Origin of the sequence: Spiroplasma endosymbiont of Megachile willughbiella (assembly GCF_964273395.1) — a bacterium.
GTDB classification, from domain to species: Bacteria; Bacillota_I; Bacilli_A; order Mycoplasmatales; family Mycoplasmataceae; genus Spiroplasma_A; species Spiroplasma_A apis.
On sequence record NZ_OZ187005.1, the window covers coordinates 962872 to 981120 of the forward strand.

Consider the following 18249-nt stretch of genomic DNA (forward strand, 5'->3'; position numbering starts at 1 on the left):
TTTTTTATCGAAACTCAACTCTTGTGTATCATCTTTAACTATTGTTTTTTTCTCTAAGTTCTGATTTTCTGTCATTTTCCCTTGCCTCCTTAATTATGTTTTTGATTAACTTATTACGTGACCGTGATACATTTATGCTTGCCTTAGTCTTTTTGAAACTGAATATATTTTTAATGTTACTTCCTATATTTAACGTTCAAGAGCGAATTGTTTGAAATACCTTCATGTAGTTAAAGGTTCACAATTTATTAAAGTAGTTGATTAATTTATTTTTAAACTTCACTTTCTTGTATGTAGGTTCTAATTTTTTAGCGATGTACTTACTAAATCAATTTAAGCATAGTACCATTAGTACCGTAACCAATGCTAATTGATAAGCAACATTTAAAGTGTCTGGACTACTTCCTTCTGAAGCCATCATATAAATCTGCGTTGTTAAAGTTGCACCTGATGATAAAAATCCTTCACTTGGCATTCTAACAGCGGTTCCTAATGTCAGATAAACTGGTGCTGATTCTCCTATGATTCTTGCAATTGCTAAAATAGTCCCTGTAACTATCCCTTGCATAGAGTTTGGTAAAACAACTTTTCAAATGACACCCGTTTTTGTCATCCCTAAACCATATGCTGCTTCTTTATACATTTCAGGAACACTCGTCATCGCGTCTTCAAAAACTGAAATCAATGAAGGTAATATAACTATTGTCATTGTTAAACTTGAAGCAAAAATAGACATTGGGATTTTAAAAGCAATTACAAATAAACTTAAACCGAATACACCAAAAACAATACTTGGAGTTGAAGACAATACACTGATTGAAAATCTAATTGTTTTTGCAAACTTACTTTCTTTTCTTGCATATTCAGCAAGATAAATTGCAGCAAATAAAGCCAAAGGTATTGCAAATAATATGGAACCAATCACTAGGAGAATTGTAGTGAAAATGGTAGCAAATATACCAGATCTTTGACCTTTTATTTGAATAAATGCACTAGCGTCAAAATGTCTAAGACCATCAAATAGCACCGTAAGAATTACTCAAGAAGTGAATCCTACAATTATCGCGGTCGAAGTTATCATAAAGAACTTCATAGTTGAACTATATACCTTTTTTTTAATTCTCTTATCAGTGCAACTTTTAACAAGTAAAGTTAATTTGTAAGAATCATATATATTTGAAGTTTGCGTATTTTTTGTACGCATTTTATTTTTGCGCTTAATTTCTCTAATACTTTTTCTTTTTCTTTTATTAAAATTCCCTATTGCTAATATCAAAAGATTGATTATTATTACTAAAAAGAATAAAACTAATCCGATTGCATACAATGCCGCCTCATGATGTGATCCGTTATTTTCTAACATTTCTAGACCTATCGTTCCAGCTAAAGTCCTAATTGAAGAAAATATGAAGTCAAGAAACCCACCGGTAGTATTCAATCCTTGTGTAGAGTTACCCGCAATTAATATTACTGCCATAGTTTCTCCGATTATTCTTGCAACACCAGTAATAATAGCTGTAATAATTTTAGGCATTGCACTTGTTAAAACTACACCAAAAGTTGTTTTTTCTTTCGTTAGGCCAAGCCCTAACGATGCAAATCTATGACTATCAGGGACACTTTCAATAGCATTAATAGATAATGTAATCATTGTGGGTAGTGCCATAAATGCCAAAGTGATACTTGCAGTCATCATATTCGAACCATTTTTCGCACCCATCATTGTTGTTAAAGGCCCTATTTGATCTAAAGCAAACAGACCAAACACAACTGAAGGAATACCTGCAAGTAACTGAATGATTGTTATTACAAAATTTTTAAGTTTTTTATTAAGATATTCTGTGATGAATAGAGCACTAAATATAGTTAAAGGAATTGCAAACATCAGAGAAATCAAAAGCATCATCATAGTCGAACCAATTATAGATAGAATACCGTATTTAGCATCATGATCGTTATTTTTACCAGGATTTCAAATAGTTGAGAATATAAAATTTAAAAAGTCGTTTCCTTGTAATGCAGGAATAGATTTATAAATAATAAAACCAACTAATACAGCAAGGATAAACACTACAAATGTTGTAAATGCAATAACAGTTCATTTATTTGTGATATCTGCTTTTCTTTTTTTAAACTTTGTACTACCCATTAGTTTCTTTTGGTTAACCATTTTCAAAACCTCTTTTAACTTTATTTTTTGCTTGTGGATTAATTACAAAATTTTTCACAAGTCCTTCTTTTTCAAAACTTTCATTTGATTCATCAGAAATCATATAAACAAATAACTCTAATAAGTATTTAAAGTTTTTATTTTTCAGATTAAAAATAGACACGAAAGGTCTTTTAAATTCATAGCATCATCTTATAAATTCTTCATTTTTTTCTTCAGTTCGTTCTCAGCTGCCATCATTTTTTTGTTTTAAACCATATCAATTTTCTGGTTCGCTTCCTGAATCCGCTTTATTGCCTAATTTTTTACCACCGATGCCTGCAATTCTTACATTATTTTTAGACACTTTACCAGAAGCATCAACTTCTTCATAAACAGATGATACAAATGCGTAAGAAACATATCCAATACCGATGTTATCCCTTATATTCCTAAACATGCTTCCATTAGAATTAACTTCAGAAGACTTCATATCAGAAGACTTTATTCCTGTTAGATCTGTAAATGCACTTCGTGTTCCTGAACCACTTTCTCTAGTTATTGTATTGATTTTTTGGTCTTCAAAATTCGGAAGGCTAATATTATAGCCTTTCTCTTTTAGCAAATGCTTAGCAAGATCTAATCAAGTTAGTTTACCTAAATATATCTGTTTCAAAATATTATTATCATCTTTTTTTAAATTAAAGTTCATAAGTGTTTCAAGTGTTATTTTATTATCCCCTACATTAGACTTGAATTCAAAAGTTCTGTACCATTCAGGAGCATTATAAATTATTGCGATGGCGTCAAGTGCAAACTCCAATGAAGCAAATGAGTTATTTTCAAACTCACCACTAACTTTATCGGCTTTAAGACTATCCTTCAAATCATTTTCGTTTAGGACATCTTGATAGTTTATCTTTTTAGAAAAACTGTTATTTTCACTTAATGTTTCTTCTTTTACTTCCTTAGAAATAAATCCTGCGGTGTACATATTTTTTTCTACCCCACTAACACCAGCTTGACTACCTGTTGAGTTATAAACGAAGTCCGTTTTACTTCCATTATGCTCATAATAATTTTTAGTTAACTCCTGCATAAACGGGTTCACACTCGTACTTCCCCCAATTATAATGGAAGAGTTTTTTATAAATAAAGTTCATACTCAAAGCAATAACATCGCTATAGCTATAAGTATGAGTGAAATGCTAATTTTTTTATTCATTTCTTCTCCTTATTAATCCAAAATAAATTAATTTGAATTACTCAATTTTCTTGCTTCTAGTAATTTAATTTGAACAAGCTTTGTAATACCCTTTTGTTGCATTGTTGCTCCAAATAATATATCACAATTTTCCATAGTTCCAATTCTATGAGTTACAATCATAAACTGTGTATTTTCTGTAAAAGTTTTAATGTACTTTGCGAAGCGTTCAACATTTGCTATGTCCAAAGGAGCCTCGACCTCATCCAATATAACCAATGGAATAGGTTTGACTTTAAGGATAGAGAATAGTACAGACAAAGCCACCATTGATTTCTCTCCACCAGATAATAAGTTTAAGTTACTTATTTTTTTACCAGGTGGAGATATTTTAATATCAATACCTGAATTTAAAATATCATTTGGGGTTGTGTATACAATAGATGCTGTACCCCCACCAAATAAAGTCGCAAATGTTTTTGGTAACGCAACATTAACTTGTTTAATTATGGTTTTGAATTGTGTTGTCATTTGAATGTCCATATCGTTGATAGCGGTTTTTAAACTTCCGATCGATTCTTGAACATCATTAGTTTGCTCAACATAATTTTGATACCTTTTGTTCTCTTCTTCATATTCTTGAATTGCGTCAACATTAATATTTCCCAGGGATTTTATTTCGCTTCTTAAAAGATTTATTTTCTTTCTAGTTTCATCTTCATCTAGTATAGCAACTTTTTCAAGTTCTATCGCAGATTCAAAAGTTAAATTATAGTTTTGTCCTAATCTTTCTGTAAGATTAGATTGTTTTTCAAATAGAAGCAATCTGTCGGTAGATAAGCTAGAGTAATTATCTTTCAACCTTTGCAACATTTTGCGCTCTTCATCAATAGTTAAATTTAAATCGTTTTGTTTTTCAACAGATTTATCCTTAACTGAGCGAATAACATTTATTTTTTGATTTATTTCTTCTTTTTTTGATTCTAGCTGCGAAATCTTTTCTACCACTTCAATAATTTGTTCATCAATTGATTGAACTAAATCAACGTTACTATTTAATTCTTTTCCAGTTAGGATTCGATATTCTTCCTTAACATCAGAAATTTCTTTTTCATAATGTTCCGATGCTTTTTTCGCTGCACCTATGGAACTTTGTGTTTCTGTTAACTCTTCTCTTAGTAACTCTATTTTTTCATTTATTAATGCTATTTTTTTGACGATCGAACTCTCTTCATGATCAAGACTAAGTTTGCGCTTTTCTAATTCTGTTAATTTAGATGCGTCGAAAGTTAAAGTGCTTTTAATTTTTCTACTTCCACCAACAATAGCACCGTGTGGCAATATTCTCTCTCCATCTAACGTTACAATGTTGAATTTGTAATTTATCAACTTAGCTAATTCAACAGCATTATCATAAGTATCCACTACTATAAATGAACCAACTAAATAATCTAGAACTACTTGATATTTTTTGTTTGTTTTTATAAGTTCATTTGCGAATCCTAAGAACCCGTTTGCGTTTTGAATTGCAAATTTTTTTTCACCAGATATTAAGTTTGGTTTTAGCGTATCAAGTGGTAAAAATGTTGCATATCCCGCCTTGTTCGATTTTAAAAAATTTATAGCTTGTTTTACATCGTTTGCTGTGGTTGCAACAATATTTTGAACTGAGTTCTGCAATATACTACTCATAGCTAACTCATGTTCTTGGTCAATACTTATGATTTCCTGAACTGTTCCTATTATTCCGTTTAAAGTTTTTTTATTCTCTAAAACATTTTTAACTCCTTCAAAATAACCTTCAAGTGAATTCTTTTTATTATTGATATTCTCTAATAATATTTCACTTTTAGTTATTTCTTTTCTCAGTAAGTCAAGTTTATTATTAAAATCAAATCTTTCTTTACTTAAAGAGTCAACAAGTTTTTTCTTATCTTGTTTTTCATTCAATAACCTTGCTAGCTTTTGTTCTTCAGAGTTTAGTTTTACTTCATATTCTTTAGATTTGTTTTTCAATTCACTAATTCTAAATTCTTTTTCATCGATATCAAGCTTAGATTTTTTTGATTCTAAATTGATTTTAGATATTTTTAATTTACCAATATTGTCAACAATTTCAGTAAACTCTTTATTCAAGGAAGCTAGTTCCTTTTCATTCATAAAACTTTTTTTGTTTAAATTGTTAAACTCTTCTGCTTTGATTACAATGTTTTTGTCTAGTGAAGAGATTTTTGACTTAAGATTTAGTTTTTCTTCGTCAATCTCTAATATTCTTTTTTTGTACAATTGAATGTCTTTAACAAGAATAGAAACTTCTATATTTTTAAGTTCTTCTCATTTTTTTTGATACTCTAATGCTTTTGAAGACTGTCTTTTTAGGCTTGGTAATTTTCTTTCAATTTCGTTTATGATATCGTTCAATCTGTCCAAGTTTTCTTGAGATCTTATTAATTTTCTTAGGGCTTCTTCTTTTCTCTTTTTGTACCTAGCAACACCAGCAGCTTCATCAAATAATCTTCTTCTTTGTTCTGGGCTTGACTCAACAAAAGAAGATATTGAACCTTGTGATATGATCGCTAAGCTAGATTTTGTTAAGCCAGTTTCAAGAGCTACGTCTTGAATATCTTTAAGTCTAACTCTTGTTCCATTTATATAGTATTCAGACTCTTTATTTAATTTAAAATATTTTCTTGTTATGGATACTTCATTATATTCCAATGAGCTAAACGCTCTAGTGCTGTTGTCAAAAACAAGGGTTACTTCTGCCATATTTAAAGCTTTGTGTTCAGAACTTCCTGAGAAAACGATATCTTCCATAGAGTCACCTCTTAATGATTTGGAAGATTGTTCACCAAGCGCTCACATAATAGCATCTGTAATATTTGATTTTCCTGAACCATTTGGTCCTACAATTCCAGTCATTGCATAACCATAATTTAAAGTGGTTGGTTCAGCAAAAGACTTAAAACCAAACGCTTCAATTCGTTTTAAAAATATCATTTATTTTACCTCTTGTTTTTGTATATAGCCATCCTATATAACACAATTGTTATTATATAGACTTTTCACTAAAACCAAAAACTTTTTTAAAAGTTTTCCACACTAAAAAAGTCCCAAATAAGGGACATAATTTACTATTTAGCTTTTTTTTTAATTTTTGATAAAGCTGATTTTGCCGCTTGTTGCTCTGCTTGCTTTTTATTGAATCCTTCACCGGTTCCATAAATCATCCCATCAATCATGACCTTCACTATAAATAGAGTCTTATTTTCTTCGACCTTAGATTGTTTTACAGTGGAATAAGATAATTGACTTCTCATTTCAAGCTGAATGATTTCTTGTAATTCAGATTTGTAATCTGTTACATGCTCTAAAAAATCATTAGTATTTTCTTTACTAAATATAGTGGCCTCTAATCACTTATTTAAGGCAACAATACCTCCATCTAAATAAATAGCTGCTGTTAATGATTCATAAATATCAGATAAAATTGACTCCTTCTCATAACCCTTAGATTCCAACTCTCCAACACCTAACCTAATAAACTTTCCTAGACCAATATTTTTAGAAATTTGAGCCAAACTCTCCCTTCTAACCATAGAACTACGATACTTGGTTAAAATTCCCTCATTATAATTTGGAAACTTTTTGAACAGGTATTCACTTACATTCATTTGTAAAATAGCATCTCCCAAGAATTCAAGACGTTGATAATTCTTTGTAAGTCTATTTTCATTTGAGTAAGAGTTATGAGTTAGTGCCTCGTTATAAAAACTTTTATTATTTATTGTTATATCAAATTGCTTAAAGAAATTTTGCATAATTATAATTTTAAAGCTTTAGTCATTTTATTTAAAACATCGTTTTCAATTGCTTCATAAGTCATTCTTAATGTAGCATAAAAAGATTTTTTATCACTTGATCCATGAGATTTGAATGCGATTTTTTTAGCTCCCAAAAGTATTGCTCCCGCGTGATTCTTATAATCGAACTTAACAGATACTTCCTTAAACGCTTTTTTAAGTCTTAACGCTGCCATTTTTCTTCAAAGTGTTTTAGTTATAGCACTTTTGATTTCGGTAAGCAACATTTTACCAATCCCTTCGATTGATTTAAGAGCAACATTACCAGAATATCCATCCGAAACTATGATATCTGCGATACCTGATGTTAAATACCTAGGTTCAATATTTCCTATAAAGTTTAAATCTTTATTTCCTTTTAAAAGTTTATAAGCCTTTTTGTGCATGTCAAAGCCTTTTGATTCTTCTTCACCAATATTTAATAATGCAACCTTCGGTGAATCGACACCTCTTACTGACTTTGAATATGCAGTTGCCATAATAGCGAACTTCTCGATATCCTCTGGGTCGCATTCTAAATTTGCACCGACATCAAGTAATAAGGTTACTTTATCTTTAATGATGGTAGGAATAACAGGCATAAAACCAGGTCTTTCTATACCTTTAATTTTACCCAATATAAAATGACAACCAGCTATAAAGGGTGCTGTTGCTCCACCAGTGGTTACAGCATCGGCCTTATTATCTCTAACTAGTTCTAGGGCTTTTACCATTGAAGAGTCTTTTTTTCTTCGAATGTCCATTATATCACCCTTCATATCGATTACTTCAGTAGTGTTAAAGATTTCAACTTGGTCGTGGTTATACTTTTTCTTGTGTAGGCAACTTTTAATCTCTTTTTCGTCTCCAACGAAAATTATTTTTAACCCTTTTTGCTCACCTAATAGTTTAATAGCAGCATCAACTGCTGGAATTAAACCATTATCTGAACCCATTACATCGAATGCAATTGTTTTAAATTCCATTAGCTTTCTCCAATCTATTAACTATTATATACCAAATAAAGTACTCTCTGCTATGATTTACTATAGAAAAATCATTATATGTAATTTTAAAATAAAAAAATGTCTCTAATAAATTGAGACATTTTTTAAGAAAAAATATTTAAACACGTCCGATGATTGTTTTGCCTTTAGCAGGTATATTTCAATAACCTGGTATTCTGAAATTAATATTTATAAAATCAAGTCTAAAATTAACATCTTCGGTAGGATTACCCTGTGCTTCTAAAACAGTTCCACTATTAATATATCCTTTTGAAGTAACTTTAACTTTAGTATTTGACCTCTCTCCAAAAAGGGTTCATCCAAATATTTCTTGATTCCCTGTTTTTAGTAAATATTCTCTGTGTTCTTTTTGAATACCGTTATTTAAAGAAAGTGAATCATTAACACCGTATTTAAGTCATGCTTCGCTACTATTGAAAGTTGATCACAGATTTTTTGCTATACCAGGTGTTTGACCTGTAATTGATGTAAATCCACCAGCAGAAGATTTATCCACAATTCCGAAAGTTTGTCTAAAACTATTCACACCTTTGATTGTACTATGGTATGCAGATTCAAATGCTTTACTTTCTTTGAAATCATTGATTTCGCTACCATTTCAGTTTTTTTTCTGTTTGTCAACAGAATAGGCAGTCAACAATCTAAACTCAGGTAGTTTTTGACTATAGCTTCCAATTTTTAATTCAAGACTCTTCAAATAAACAAAACCGAAATTAGAGGTTGAAGACAAATCAAAAGCTTTAAATTTCTCGTAATTATTTGAATCAAGTTTTTCCTTAGCCTTCTCCTTGAATAAATCAATTTCGTTTCTATAGTTTTCTACCATTTCTGTCCAAACACTATTTAAGTGATTGTAGATTTGAACATCAACTTCTTGAGAAACCCCTCCCAAAACTTTATTTTCTTTTTCAATTTCTTCTTTTCTATTAAAAACATAATTAAATAGTCTTTCAGCATCACCATATAAAGTATTTGAAATATAGTAAAGTTTTGGTTTTTGCATCCTATTTGAATTAAGCTTAGACTTTCATTCAATCTTAGAAAAACCTTTATTTTCAGAGAAAGAAAGCTTTGCATTCTTTACTCAAGGAGAATCATGATTATTATCTTCAAGAACTTTTTTAACAGAGTCTGTCAAGTCCTTATTGAACGAATTATTGTTAAAGTAGTTCTCAACTACTGAATTATTATCTAGTAAGTTTTTATCCTTATCTTCCATTTTTAAAGATGAAGAATCTAATCATGCTTTACTTTGTTCTTTACCATTCATTAAATAACCATATTCCATATCATTTAAAACAGTTTTACCTAATAATTCGATTACTTTTGAGTTGGTTAAAGAATATATAAAATCTTTTTTGACACTGAAGTCAGCTTTATTATTAGCTTGATCAATATATGTTGTCTTGATTTCAAATTCTAAATATACATTTGATGCAAAGGGTTTATCCTCGTTACCCACTTGCTTTAGATTTGCCGAGTCCTCAAAATTTTCATTATAAGTAATACTTAGAGAAGGTCACTTAATTTCCAAATCTTCAAAAACTTCATTTATATTTCCTAAAATTAAAGTATATTTGTTGAGATTTTTTAAATTATTTATCTCTTCTTTTATTTTTGAAACATACATTTTAGTAAAAACATCTTTATGAAGATTTTCTTTATCTGTTTTGTTTAAATCTTTTTCTTTCCCGCCGCTATATTCTCTAATGTTTTCTTTATTTAGAAAACTATTTTGCTGTGACTTATTTTCGATTTCCATCAAACTTTTATTAGCCTCTAGAACATTCGAAGTTACGATTTCGCTAACCTCATTCTTAAAATCTTTAATAGCTTCTGAAAAGAATTTTGTATTATCTGTTTCCTCTTTAGGTACACTTTCTGTTTTGTTTTTTGAATTACAAGAAACAATAGTTGTAGTTGGTGTAACCAACAAACCGACAGACCCTAATAAATTCAGTAATTTTTTCATTCTTGTTTTTCCTCCTTATATATTTGTTTTTATAGTATCATAAATAACTTAAAAGTGTTATTTCAAAAAAAAAAAAAAAAACAGGTTTTGCTACCTGTTTCTTTGTTTTACGCTTTTTTTTCGAATAATATTTGATTTTTATGTTTTGTGGTTCAAATGCCATCTACCCTGAAGTTGATGTTAACAAAATCTAATGCGAAATTGATGTCTAGATATTTTTCACCAGCATAGTAAACAATTTTATTAAATAATCCTCTTTCATCAATACCAAATACTAGATTAAAAGTTGAACGATCGAATTTTCACTCGAAAGTTTCTTGATTTCCCTCTTTAAGTAAAATCTCTCTAAATTCTTTTTGATCATCATCTTTTAAAGAAAGCGATGAGTTTAAGGCTTGTTTATATTGGTTACCGGTGTTTTTTAATGTATCCCATAGGTTTTTAGCTCTATTAGGTTTAACACCACTAAACGCTGTAATTGCATTGCTATCAGTTGTATTAGTAATACCAAAATTGTTTTTAAAACTGTTTATTCCTTTTAATGAATTGTGATATATTGCTGCTAAAGTTTTTGATTTTTCTATCGCACTAAATGTATCATTTTCTCAATTTTTTTCATTTTTATCAACTGAGTAGCTTGTTAGAATTTTAAACTCAGGTAATTCTTGAGTATAATCATCTCCAATTTTGAATTGTAACCCTTTTAAGTAAGCGTATCCAATTTTTGATGTTGAAGATAAATCAATTCCTTTAATGGCATCATCTTTTAAGTTTGCAACTCAGCTTTCTGTGTTACTTTTGTAATTTTCGAATAAACTATTAGAGTTTTCTTGAATATAATTGTATAATGATTCTTCTACTTCTTGTTCTGATGAACCTAATGATTTTGTCTTTTTATCGCTAAGTCCTTTAAATAATAAATCCATCATTTTTTTACCGTTATTTGTTTCATCTTTTCAACCGTATAAAGTTGGTTGTTTATTTTCGATTGAATGTGATCATTCAATCTTTGATAAAACTTCAACCCCTTCAGCAAATGTCAAAGTTTTTGCAAACTCATTATTTTTTGTTTCTTCTAAGTCTCTTTGTATATAACTTACAAGTCCATTTTTAAAATTCACGTTGCTAAAATAGTCAGATACCTTGTTATTATCATGTAATAACTTATCATCTTCAGAGATTTTTAATGAATTAGCATCTAATCAAGCACTGCTATTATCATCCTTTTTGTCTTTAAAAAATTGGTTTTGTAAAGTTTGTACAATAGAATTCCCCAACTTTTCTATATTACTAGAATCTGTTAAAGAATAAATAAAGTTACTTTCTATAAGTGTGCTTTCATCATCTTTAGACTCTTGATCTTTAAAAAGTGCTTTTATTTTAAAGGGAATTTTTATATTTGAAGTAAATGATTCTTTTGGTTGAACTTCAGAACCATCCCTTTGCATAGTTTCTTGGTCTTTAAAGCTTTTATAGTCTATTTTCAAATTATCAAAATCTAATGTAAAATCTTTAAAAACATTTTCTACACCTTTTAGAATGATATCATACTCACTTTTTTCTTTTAATTTATTTAATTCATTCTTGATATTATCTATTGCTAATTTTTTGTTTATATCGTTTTTTAGTTTGTTTTTGTCTTCGTCTGTTACTTTTTTTGCTTCATCACCTTTATATTTTTGTATTACATCTTTCTTTAAGAACTCGTTATTAGCTGCTTGACCTTTGTTTTCTACCTCAATCAAGTTTTTGTTAGCTTTAATCAATTCGTTTGAAACAATAGTACTTACTTCTTTTTTGAATTCAGCAATAACTGATGCAAAATCAGGTTTTTCTTCTTGTGTACCTGGTTCGGGTGTTTCTTCAGTACTTTTGTTTTTAGAACCACATGATATAATGGTTGTTACAGGTAAAGCTGTTAACGACAAACTTCCTAATATATTTAATAATTTTTTCATACTTTGTACTTTCTCCTTTTGCAAATTTATAATATCATAAAATAACTTAAAAGTTGTTTTATGATAAAAAAGGTTTTCAAAAATATAAAAAAAATGAGATATTATTTCTAGTATTTTTTTATATTATGTGTAGTCTATTTTATAAGAAGTTTAGTTGAGGATATAACCATGGATATAAGAGGTATTATCTTGCAGGGTATGAGTAATTATTCTCCACAAGAAAAAAAACTAGCTGACTATTTATTAAATAATTTATCAACAATTAGCACTTCTTCATTAAAAGCAATTGCAAACAAACTACAAATACAGAAATCAGTAATATCTAGTATGCTTAAAAAAATTGGTTTAGGTGGATTTAAAAATTTTAGATATGTCCTTGATAATCAATGCTATCAAGAACATATCAAAACTTCAAATATTATTGATACATACGAGAAACAAATTATTAAAGATATAAAAAAAACTTCAAGTTTACTCAAAACTAGAGATCAGTTATTAAAATTAATAAACATAATAAAAACAGAAAACTACAGACAAATAATACTTTACTCGACAGGCAAAACGAAAAAAATTGTAGATTTTTTATACTTCAATTTATTAGAAAATAACATCAATTGTAAGGTTTTTTCTTCACTATATGATTCTGAACTTTTAGATGTCGAATCAAAAATAGTAATAGTTTTTAGCATCTCTGGTAATAATAATAAAATCTCAAGATTTTTAAAACTGGTAAAACAACAAAATCCCCTTGTTATAGTTTCAATCACCTCAACACTTAGTTGTAACTTCAAGGAATTTCTTGATTTACATATATATGGAAGTTGCTCAACATATTTTAGCAAGGATGGAAAGGTTTTCCCTATTGGCGAAAAAACTCCTATTTGAATGATAATTGACTTATTTTTAATTTATTTAAAAATATAGTTTTTTCACTTCAAGTGGGTTTAAGTTTAAACGAAAGATAGACATTAAAAAAACTTATGTTTGTTTCGAAAACAACATAAGTTTTTTTAGTTTCTTATTTTTCTATTAAGGTTGTTTTACTAGGAAAGTTGTCAATTCTTTTTCTAATCAAATTTTATCAACATTAAATGTTATATTAACAAAATCTAATGCAAAGTTTATTTCAAGATTCTCTTCACCTGTTTCTTTTGTATACCTACCATTTTGATAAGTTCTATACTCGTATACTACACCTGTATTATTAATGTTGAATATCATGTTGAATGAGTTTCTAACAAATCTTCAACTAAAAGTTTCTTGATTCCCTTTTTTTAATAAGTAATCTCTGTAAGCTTTTTGATTAAATTGATCTTGTGAATCATTTTTTAAAGATAAAGATGAGTTAAGAGCTTGCTTATTAAAATCATTTGTGTTTTGTATGGTTTCTCACAAGTTTTTTCCCATAGTTGGAGTTTTACCACTAAATGTAGCTAAGATCTTTGTATTATCTGTTTTTCCTATACCAAAAGTTTCAATATAGGCATCGATTCCTTGTTTAGCATTATTATAAATAGAAGCAACTGTTTTTGATTCTTCAATAGATTTATATTTATTAGCTTCTCAATTTTTTTCTTTTTTATTTACTGAATAGCCAGTTAACAATTTGAATTCTGGTAACTCTTGAGTGTAATCATCATCTATCTTAAATTGTAAGCCTTTTAAGTATACGTACCCCAACTTTGATGTAGAAGACAAATCTTTTTTGCTGAAATCTATTTGATTTTTAGATTTGAAAGTATCTATTCCACTGTTATATTTTTTGAATCATTCCTCAGATTCATTCTTTACATAGTTGTATAGACCTTTGTTTACACTAGCTTTTTCCCCTGCTAAAACTAGTTCTTCTTTTATTGGATTGTTTCTAAAGATCTCATTAAACATAGGTTTCCCGTTGCCATTTTCATCTTGTCATTCATATTTAGTGGATGTTTTATTTTCTAATTTTAAGTTTCAGTCAATTTTAGAAAAGGCATTCTCGTTGTCCAAAGATAAATTCAATTTTTGTATGATTGGATTTTTAGAAGTCTCTAAAACTTCTTTTTTAAAGTATTTCAAGAAGTTATCCCCAAATTCTTTATTTCTAAAGTATTCTCCAACTTTATTGTTATTATCTAACAATAAACCATTTTTCTCATCTAAACCTAGATTTTTTGCATCTAATCAAATTCCTTTTTCTGTACTTTCATTTTCATCTACAAAGTATTTGTTTTGTATTTCTTTAACTGATGTAGTACCAAACTCTTTTAAAGCTTCATTACTTGTTAATGAGTAAACAAATTTACTGGTAGTTTTATAAACTGCTTGTTGACTGGTTTGATCTTTATATTTAGTGTTAATATCAAAGTTTACAATAACATTTGATGTATAATCATCATCTTTTGTGCTAGCATTATTTTGTTTTAAAGATTTTTGTCCTTCTTGATTTGAGAAATTTTTATACTTGAATTCTGCACTTTCAAAATTTACATTCATATTTTCAAAAATGTCCTCTAAACCATCTAGGATAACGTTATATTCTGGTTTATTTTTTAATTTGTTTAGTTCACTTTTGATATTATCTATTGATAATAATGTTTTTATGTCAGATTCAAAATTCTTTTTGTCGTTTTCACTTAAATTCTTTTGCTTTGAGTTTTTTTCAATGTTTTCTTTTACTAAAAATTTATTTCTTAATTTAGCATCTTTCTCTAACTCGAAAAGTTTTTCTCTAGTTTTGAATAATTCTTCAGATATTATAGTAGAAACCTCTTTTTTAAACTGAGAAATTAAAGAAGAAAAGTCTGGCGCTTCCTCTTTTTCTTCTGTACTTGGTTTATTTTCACTTGCTTCATTTTTAGTTTTACATGAAACAATCGAAGTTACAGGCAGTATAGTCATAGACAAACTCCCTAATATATTTAATAATTTTTTCATTTTATACCCTCCCTTTTCCTATGTTAACACAAAAGTGTTAAAAGAAAAAGTTTTGTGAGTGGTTAAATACGTTGCATATTTATTTGTTGATTTTAAATATTTAAAGAAAATATTGAAATAATTAAATTCTTTAGAAATTCAAGTTAGTGACAACTAAATAAAATAATAATGGAGGTGAACAAATTTGAAAATAAAGAATATCCCTATTAGGAGATTTTTATCTAATATAAGAAAAAGTTTAGAGGACTTCGGAAGAGCCATATTGGTACCTGTCACTGTAATTCCGTTACTAGCTTTAATAGGAGCAATTGGTTATGCGGGTCAAGCAATTGCAACTGAAGTGGGTACCTATCAAGGTAGTGTAAAAATAGCAGTAGATGCTATAAAAAATATTGGTATGATTGCAATAACAAACATAGACTTTTTAGTAGCTATCGGTTTAGCAGCTGGTCTAGCCAAAAGTGAAAAAGTAGCAGCTGCATTATCTGGTTTAATGGCTTATGCTGCATTACATTTTGCTGCAAACTTGATGCTCCAAGTTTTACAACCAAATATGTTACAAAATCCAAAAGAAGCTGGGTTGGCATTTAGATTTGGAGTTATGTCGTTTCAGTATAGTGCCTTTGGAGGTATGATTGCTGGGATTATAGGATACAAAGTACATAAATGAACTTATAAACTGAAGTTCCCAGAATTTCTATCCTTTTTTGGAGGGCCGAGATTTTCCCCTGTTGCAAGTACATTGTCTGCTTGAATAATAGGAATGCCACTCGGAATAGTATGGATATATATCTCTAAAGGTTTAGTAGCTGTTGGAGAAGGATGAAAATATATGGGTGCTGGTTCGCCATTTCTGTATGGAATTGCAAATAGAGCATTGATACCATTTGGATTGCATCAAGTCATGAATTACTTTTTGTATTATACAGAGGTTGGTGCATCTTGAATAGCTCCTGATGGAAAAATCATCAATGGTATCTACAATATAGCAATAGCAAAACTTGGTTTAAATGAAATGATTTATGCGAAAGATACATGAATTGTTAACGGAACGTTTCCTACAAATATGTTTAGTTTAACTGGTGCAGCCTTAGCTATGTATTTTACAATACCTAAACAAAGTCGTAAAGTAGTTGGTGGTGCAGTTATCTCAGCTGCTTTAGCATCATTTCTAGCCGGAACAACAGAACCGATTGAGTTTACGTTCATATTTACTGCACCATATTTATATATTATTCACATCTTTTTTACTGGTTTTGTTTATATGTCTATGTATCTTTGTAATTTTGCCCAAGTATCAACAAGAGGATCAGGTTTAATAACTTGAATTGTTGTAAATGGAATAAACTGAAAAAAAATACAAAATGTTTGAGGGCTATTCATAATCGGACCAATTGCATTCGGAACATACTTTATAACCTTTTATTACTGTATATTGAAATTCAATTTAAAAACTCCAGGAAGAGTAGATGCAATAACAAAAGATTTGAACAAAGTAGAAATAAAAGATAATAAAGAAAAACATATTTCAAAAATTATAGAAGGTTTAGGCGGCAAAGAAAACATAATAATTATGGGTAACTGTGTTACAAGGCTTCGAGTAACAGTAAAAGATATAAATAAAATTAATAAAAACCTGTTAGAAGAAACAAAACCTTATGGAATCAAAGACATTGGTAATAATCAAATTCATATTATTTATGGTCCAAAAGTAGTAAACTTAGCAACAGATTTAAGAGAGTTTCTAGGGGTGATTGAGTAATGCCTTTCAAAAAAATTTTAGATAACTTATATCTAGGCGATCAATTTTCTAACACACTAAAAATAGATTGTGAAGTCAAAATGAGTGATATATTTTACAGAAATCTTTGCAAACGAGAAAACGTCATATTTAAAAATAGCAATGTAGTAATAACGAAAGATAAATTAGCAGCAAACATTGTAGATTGTTATCATTTAACTATTTTAAATAAACATTATTTTCTATTTGCAATTAACTTTATAAAACAAAATATAAAACAAAGGCGTGTGTATGTTCATTGTCAATTAGGAGTTAGTAGAAGTGCCTCACTGATTTTCATTTATTTAATTATAGAAAATATAATCAATATTGAAGATTTTAACTTAGCCTTGAATCACTTTATTGATAATTTCTACCCTTATATGAAATTAAACTCTGGTATTTATCTATATTTAAAAGAGAACTTTCCTTTTCATGAATTAAAAAATAGTTTAAATGAAAGTAGCGTGAAAATTTAATGTACTACTTGGACTTTGATTATAGAGTTTTATACATATACAAAGATGGTCAGTTATTGCATAAGGAGCCCACTTATTGTCTCTATAATTTGAAAAGTTTAAAACTAATTGCCATGGGGGAAGAAGCAAGACATAAACTAAAATGCAATATAAATTTTTTAGTTTATATTCCAATAGAAAATTCTAAAATAGTTAGTGAGAAAATATTAAATGATTACATAAGTTTCATTTTAAAAAAATATAGTATAAATAAATCCGAAGCAAAATTAATAATTTACAAATATATAAGTAAATTTAAAAACTATTCAACAATAAGTGGGAAGAGTTTCTTACAAAAGTTTTCAAGTAGTGATTATTTTTTTGAGATAAGAGGTACTGAGAGTATTTTATATGATAAACAAAAAAATCAGCTTAAAGTAATCACATGAGGGCTACAAGATATTTACAAAAACATAAATTATTATTTAAATGACAATTATAATGTCACATTGAACACAAGTAAAATTGAATCTTTAATTAGAGAGACAAAGAATGATATAAGTTCCCTTAACATAGTTGCACGATCTATTTTAAACGGACAAGAAGTCGATATAGAAATTTCGAATATCTCAGAGTTGTTTAAAAGCTCTATTAAAAAATTGCAAAACTTTTTTAAAAAAATAGACGCAAGCAAAATAAGCTTTGGACCAAAATTTATTGAGGTGTTTGATTTTGTATATTAAACTAGGTATTGGATTATCTGCTTGTATATTTTTCTTTGTCCTGAGTTTTATAATTTTTAAAACTAGTAAAAAGAGCTCTTTCTCTAACAAAAGACGAAATATTTTACCAATAATATTTTTTGTTGCTGCTCTGATGTGCTTACTTTTCTCTTTACAAGATTATTTATTTAGTTTTTAAAAGAACTACACCTTTATTCGT

At 28.6% G+C, this 18249-nt stretch carries 12 protein-coding genes; 4 read left to right on the forward strand and 8 right to left on the reverse strand.

Annotated features, from left to right (window positions below; translation table 4 throughout):
- Positions 1–34 precede the first annotated feature (34 nt).
- The 7 genes from pstA to ACI2WZ_RS04235 form a co-directional block, all read right to left on the reverse strand.
- Complete coding sequence (gene pstA, locus ACI2WZ_RS04205) at positions 35–2170, reverse strand: phosphate ABC transporter permease PstA (RefSeq protein WP_500244747.1); 2136 nt, start codon at positions 2168–2170, stop codon at positions 35–37.
- Complete coding sequence (gene ptsS, locus ACI2WZ_RS04210; protein WP_500244749.1) at positions 2163–3374, reverse strand: phosphate ABC transporter substrate-binding protein; 1212 nt, start codon at positions 3372–3374, stop codon at positions 2163–2165. Before ptsS ends, pstA begins: the two co-directional genes overlap by 8 nt.
- 27 nt (positions 3375–3401) lie before the next feature.
- Positions 3402–6353, reverse strand: a complete 2952-nt coding sequence (locus ACI2WZ_RS04215; RefSeq protein WP_500244750.1) for an SMC hinge domain-related protein — start codon at positions 6351–6353, stop codon at positions 3402–3404.
- Positions 6354–6487: 134 nt separating this feature from the next.
- Positions 6488–7180, reverse strand: a complete 693-nt coding sequence (gene rnc / locus ACI2WZ_RS04220; protein ID WP_500245184.1) for a ribonuclease III — start codon at positions 7178–7180, stop codon at positions 6488–6490.
- Complete coding sequence (gene plsX, locus ACI2WZ_RS04225; RefSeq protein ID WP_500244751.1) at positions 7177–8181, reverse strand: phosphate acyltransferase PlsX; 1005 nt, start codon at positions 8179–8181, stop codon at positions 7177–7179. Before plsX ends, rnc begins: the two co-directional genes overlap by 4 nt.
- 139 nt (positions 8182–8320) lie before the next feature.
- Positions 8321–10195: a lipoprotein gene (locus tag ACI2WZ_RS04230; protein WP_500244752.1), complete on the reverse strand. Its 1875-nt coding sequence runs from the start codon at positions 10193–10195 to the stop codon at positions 8321–8323.
- A gap of 107 nt (positions 10196–10302) precedes the next feature.
- Positions 10303–12153, reverse strand: coding sequence for a lipoprotein (locus ACI2WZ_RS04235; protein ID WP_500244753.1), 1851 nt, complete (start codon positions 12151–12153; stop codon positions 10303–10305).
- Between the two features lie 168 nt (positions 12154–12321).
- Here ACI2WZ_RS04235 and ACI2WZ_RS04240 point away from each other — a divergent pair, with 168 nt between their 5' ends.
- Complete coding sequence (locus tag ACI2WZ_RS04240; RefSeq protein ID WP_500244754.1) at positions 12322–13077, forward strand: MurR/RpiR family transcriptional regulator; 756 nt, start codon at positions 12322–12324, stop codon at positions 13075–13077.
- Between the two features lie 105 nt (positions 13078–13182).
- Here the strand turns inward: ACI2WZ_RS04240 and ACI2WZ_RS04245 are convergent, their stop codons facing one another.
- Positions 13183–15069, reverse strand: coding sequence for a lipoprotein (locus ACI2WZ_RS04245; RefSeq protein ID WP_500244755.1), 1887 nt, complete (start codon positions 15067–15069; stop codon positions 13183–13185).
- A gap of 184 nt (positions 15070–15253) precedes the next feature.
- Here ACI2WZ_RS04245 and ACI2WZ_RS04250 point away from each other — a divergent pair, with 184 nt between their 5' ends.
- From ACI2WZ_RS04250 to ACI2WZ_RS04260, 3 genes are all read left to right on the forward strand, one after another.
- A complete protein-coding gene (locus tag ACI2WZ_RS04250; protein WP_500244756.1) occupies positions 15254–16831 on the forward strand; it encodes a PTS transporter subunit EIIC in 1578 nt (525 codons plus the stop codon).
- The gene (locus ACI2WZ_RS04255) at positions 16831–17328 is read left to right on the forward strand and encodes a dual specificity protein phosphatase family protein (protein WP_500244757.1); all 498 of its coding nucleotides are present in this window, start codon (positions 16831–16833) and stop codon (positions 17326–17328) included. Before ACI2WZ_RS04250 ends, ACI2WZ_RS04255 begins: the two co-directional genes overlap by 1 nt.
- An 89-nt stretch (positions 17329–17417) precedes the next feature.
- Positions 17418–18050: a hypothetical protein gene (locus ACI2WZ_RS04260; protein ID WP_500244758.1), complete on the forward strand. Its 633-nt coding sequence runs from the start codon at positions 17418–17420 to the stop codon at positions 18048–18050.
- Positions 18051–18249 lie beyond the last annotated feature (199 nt).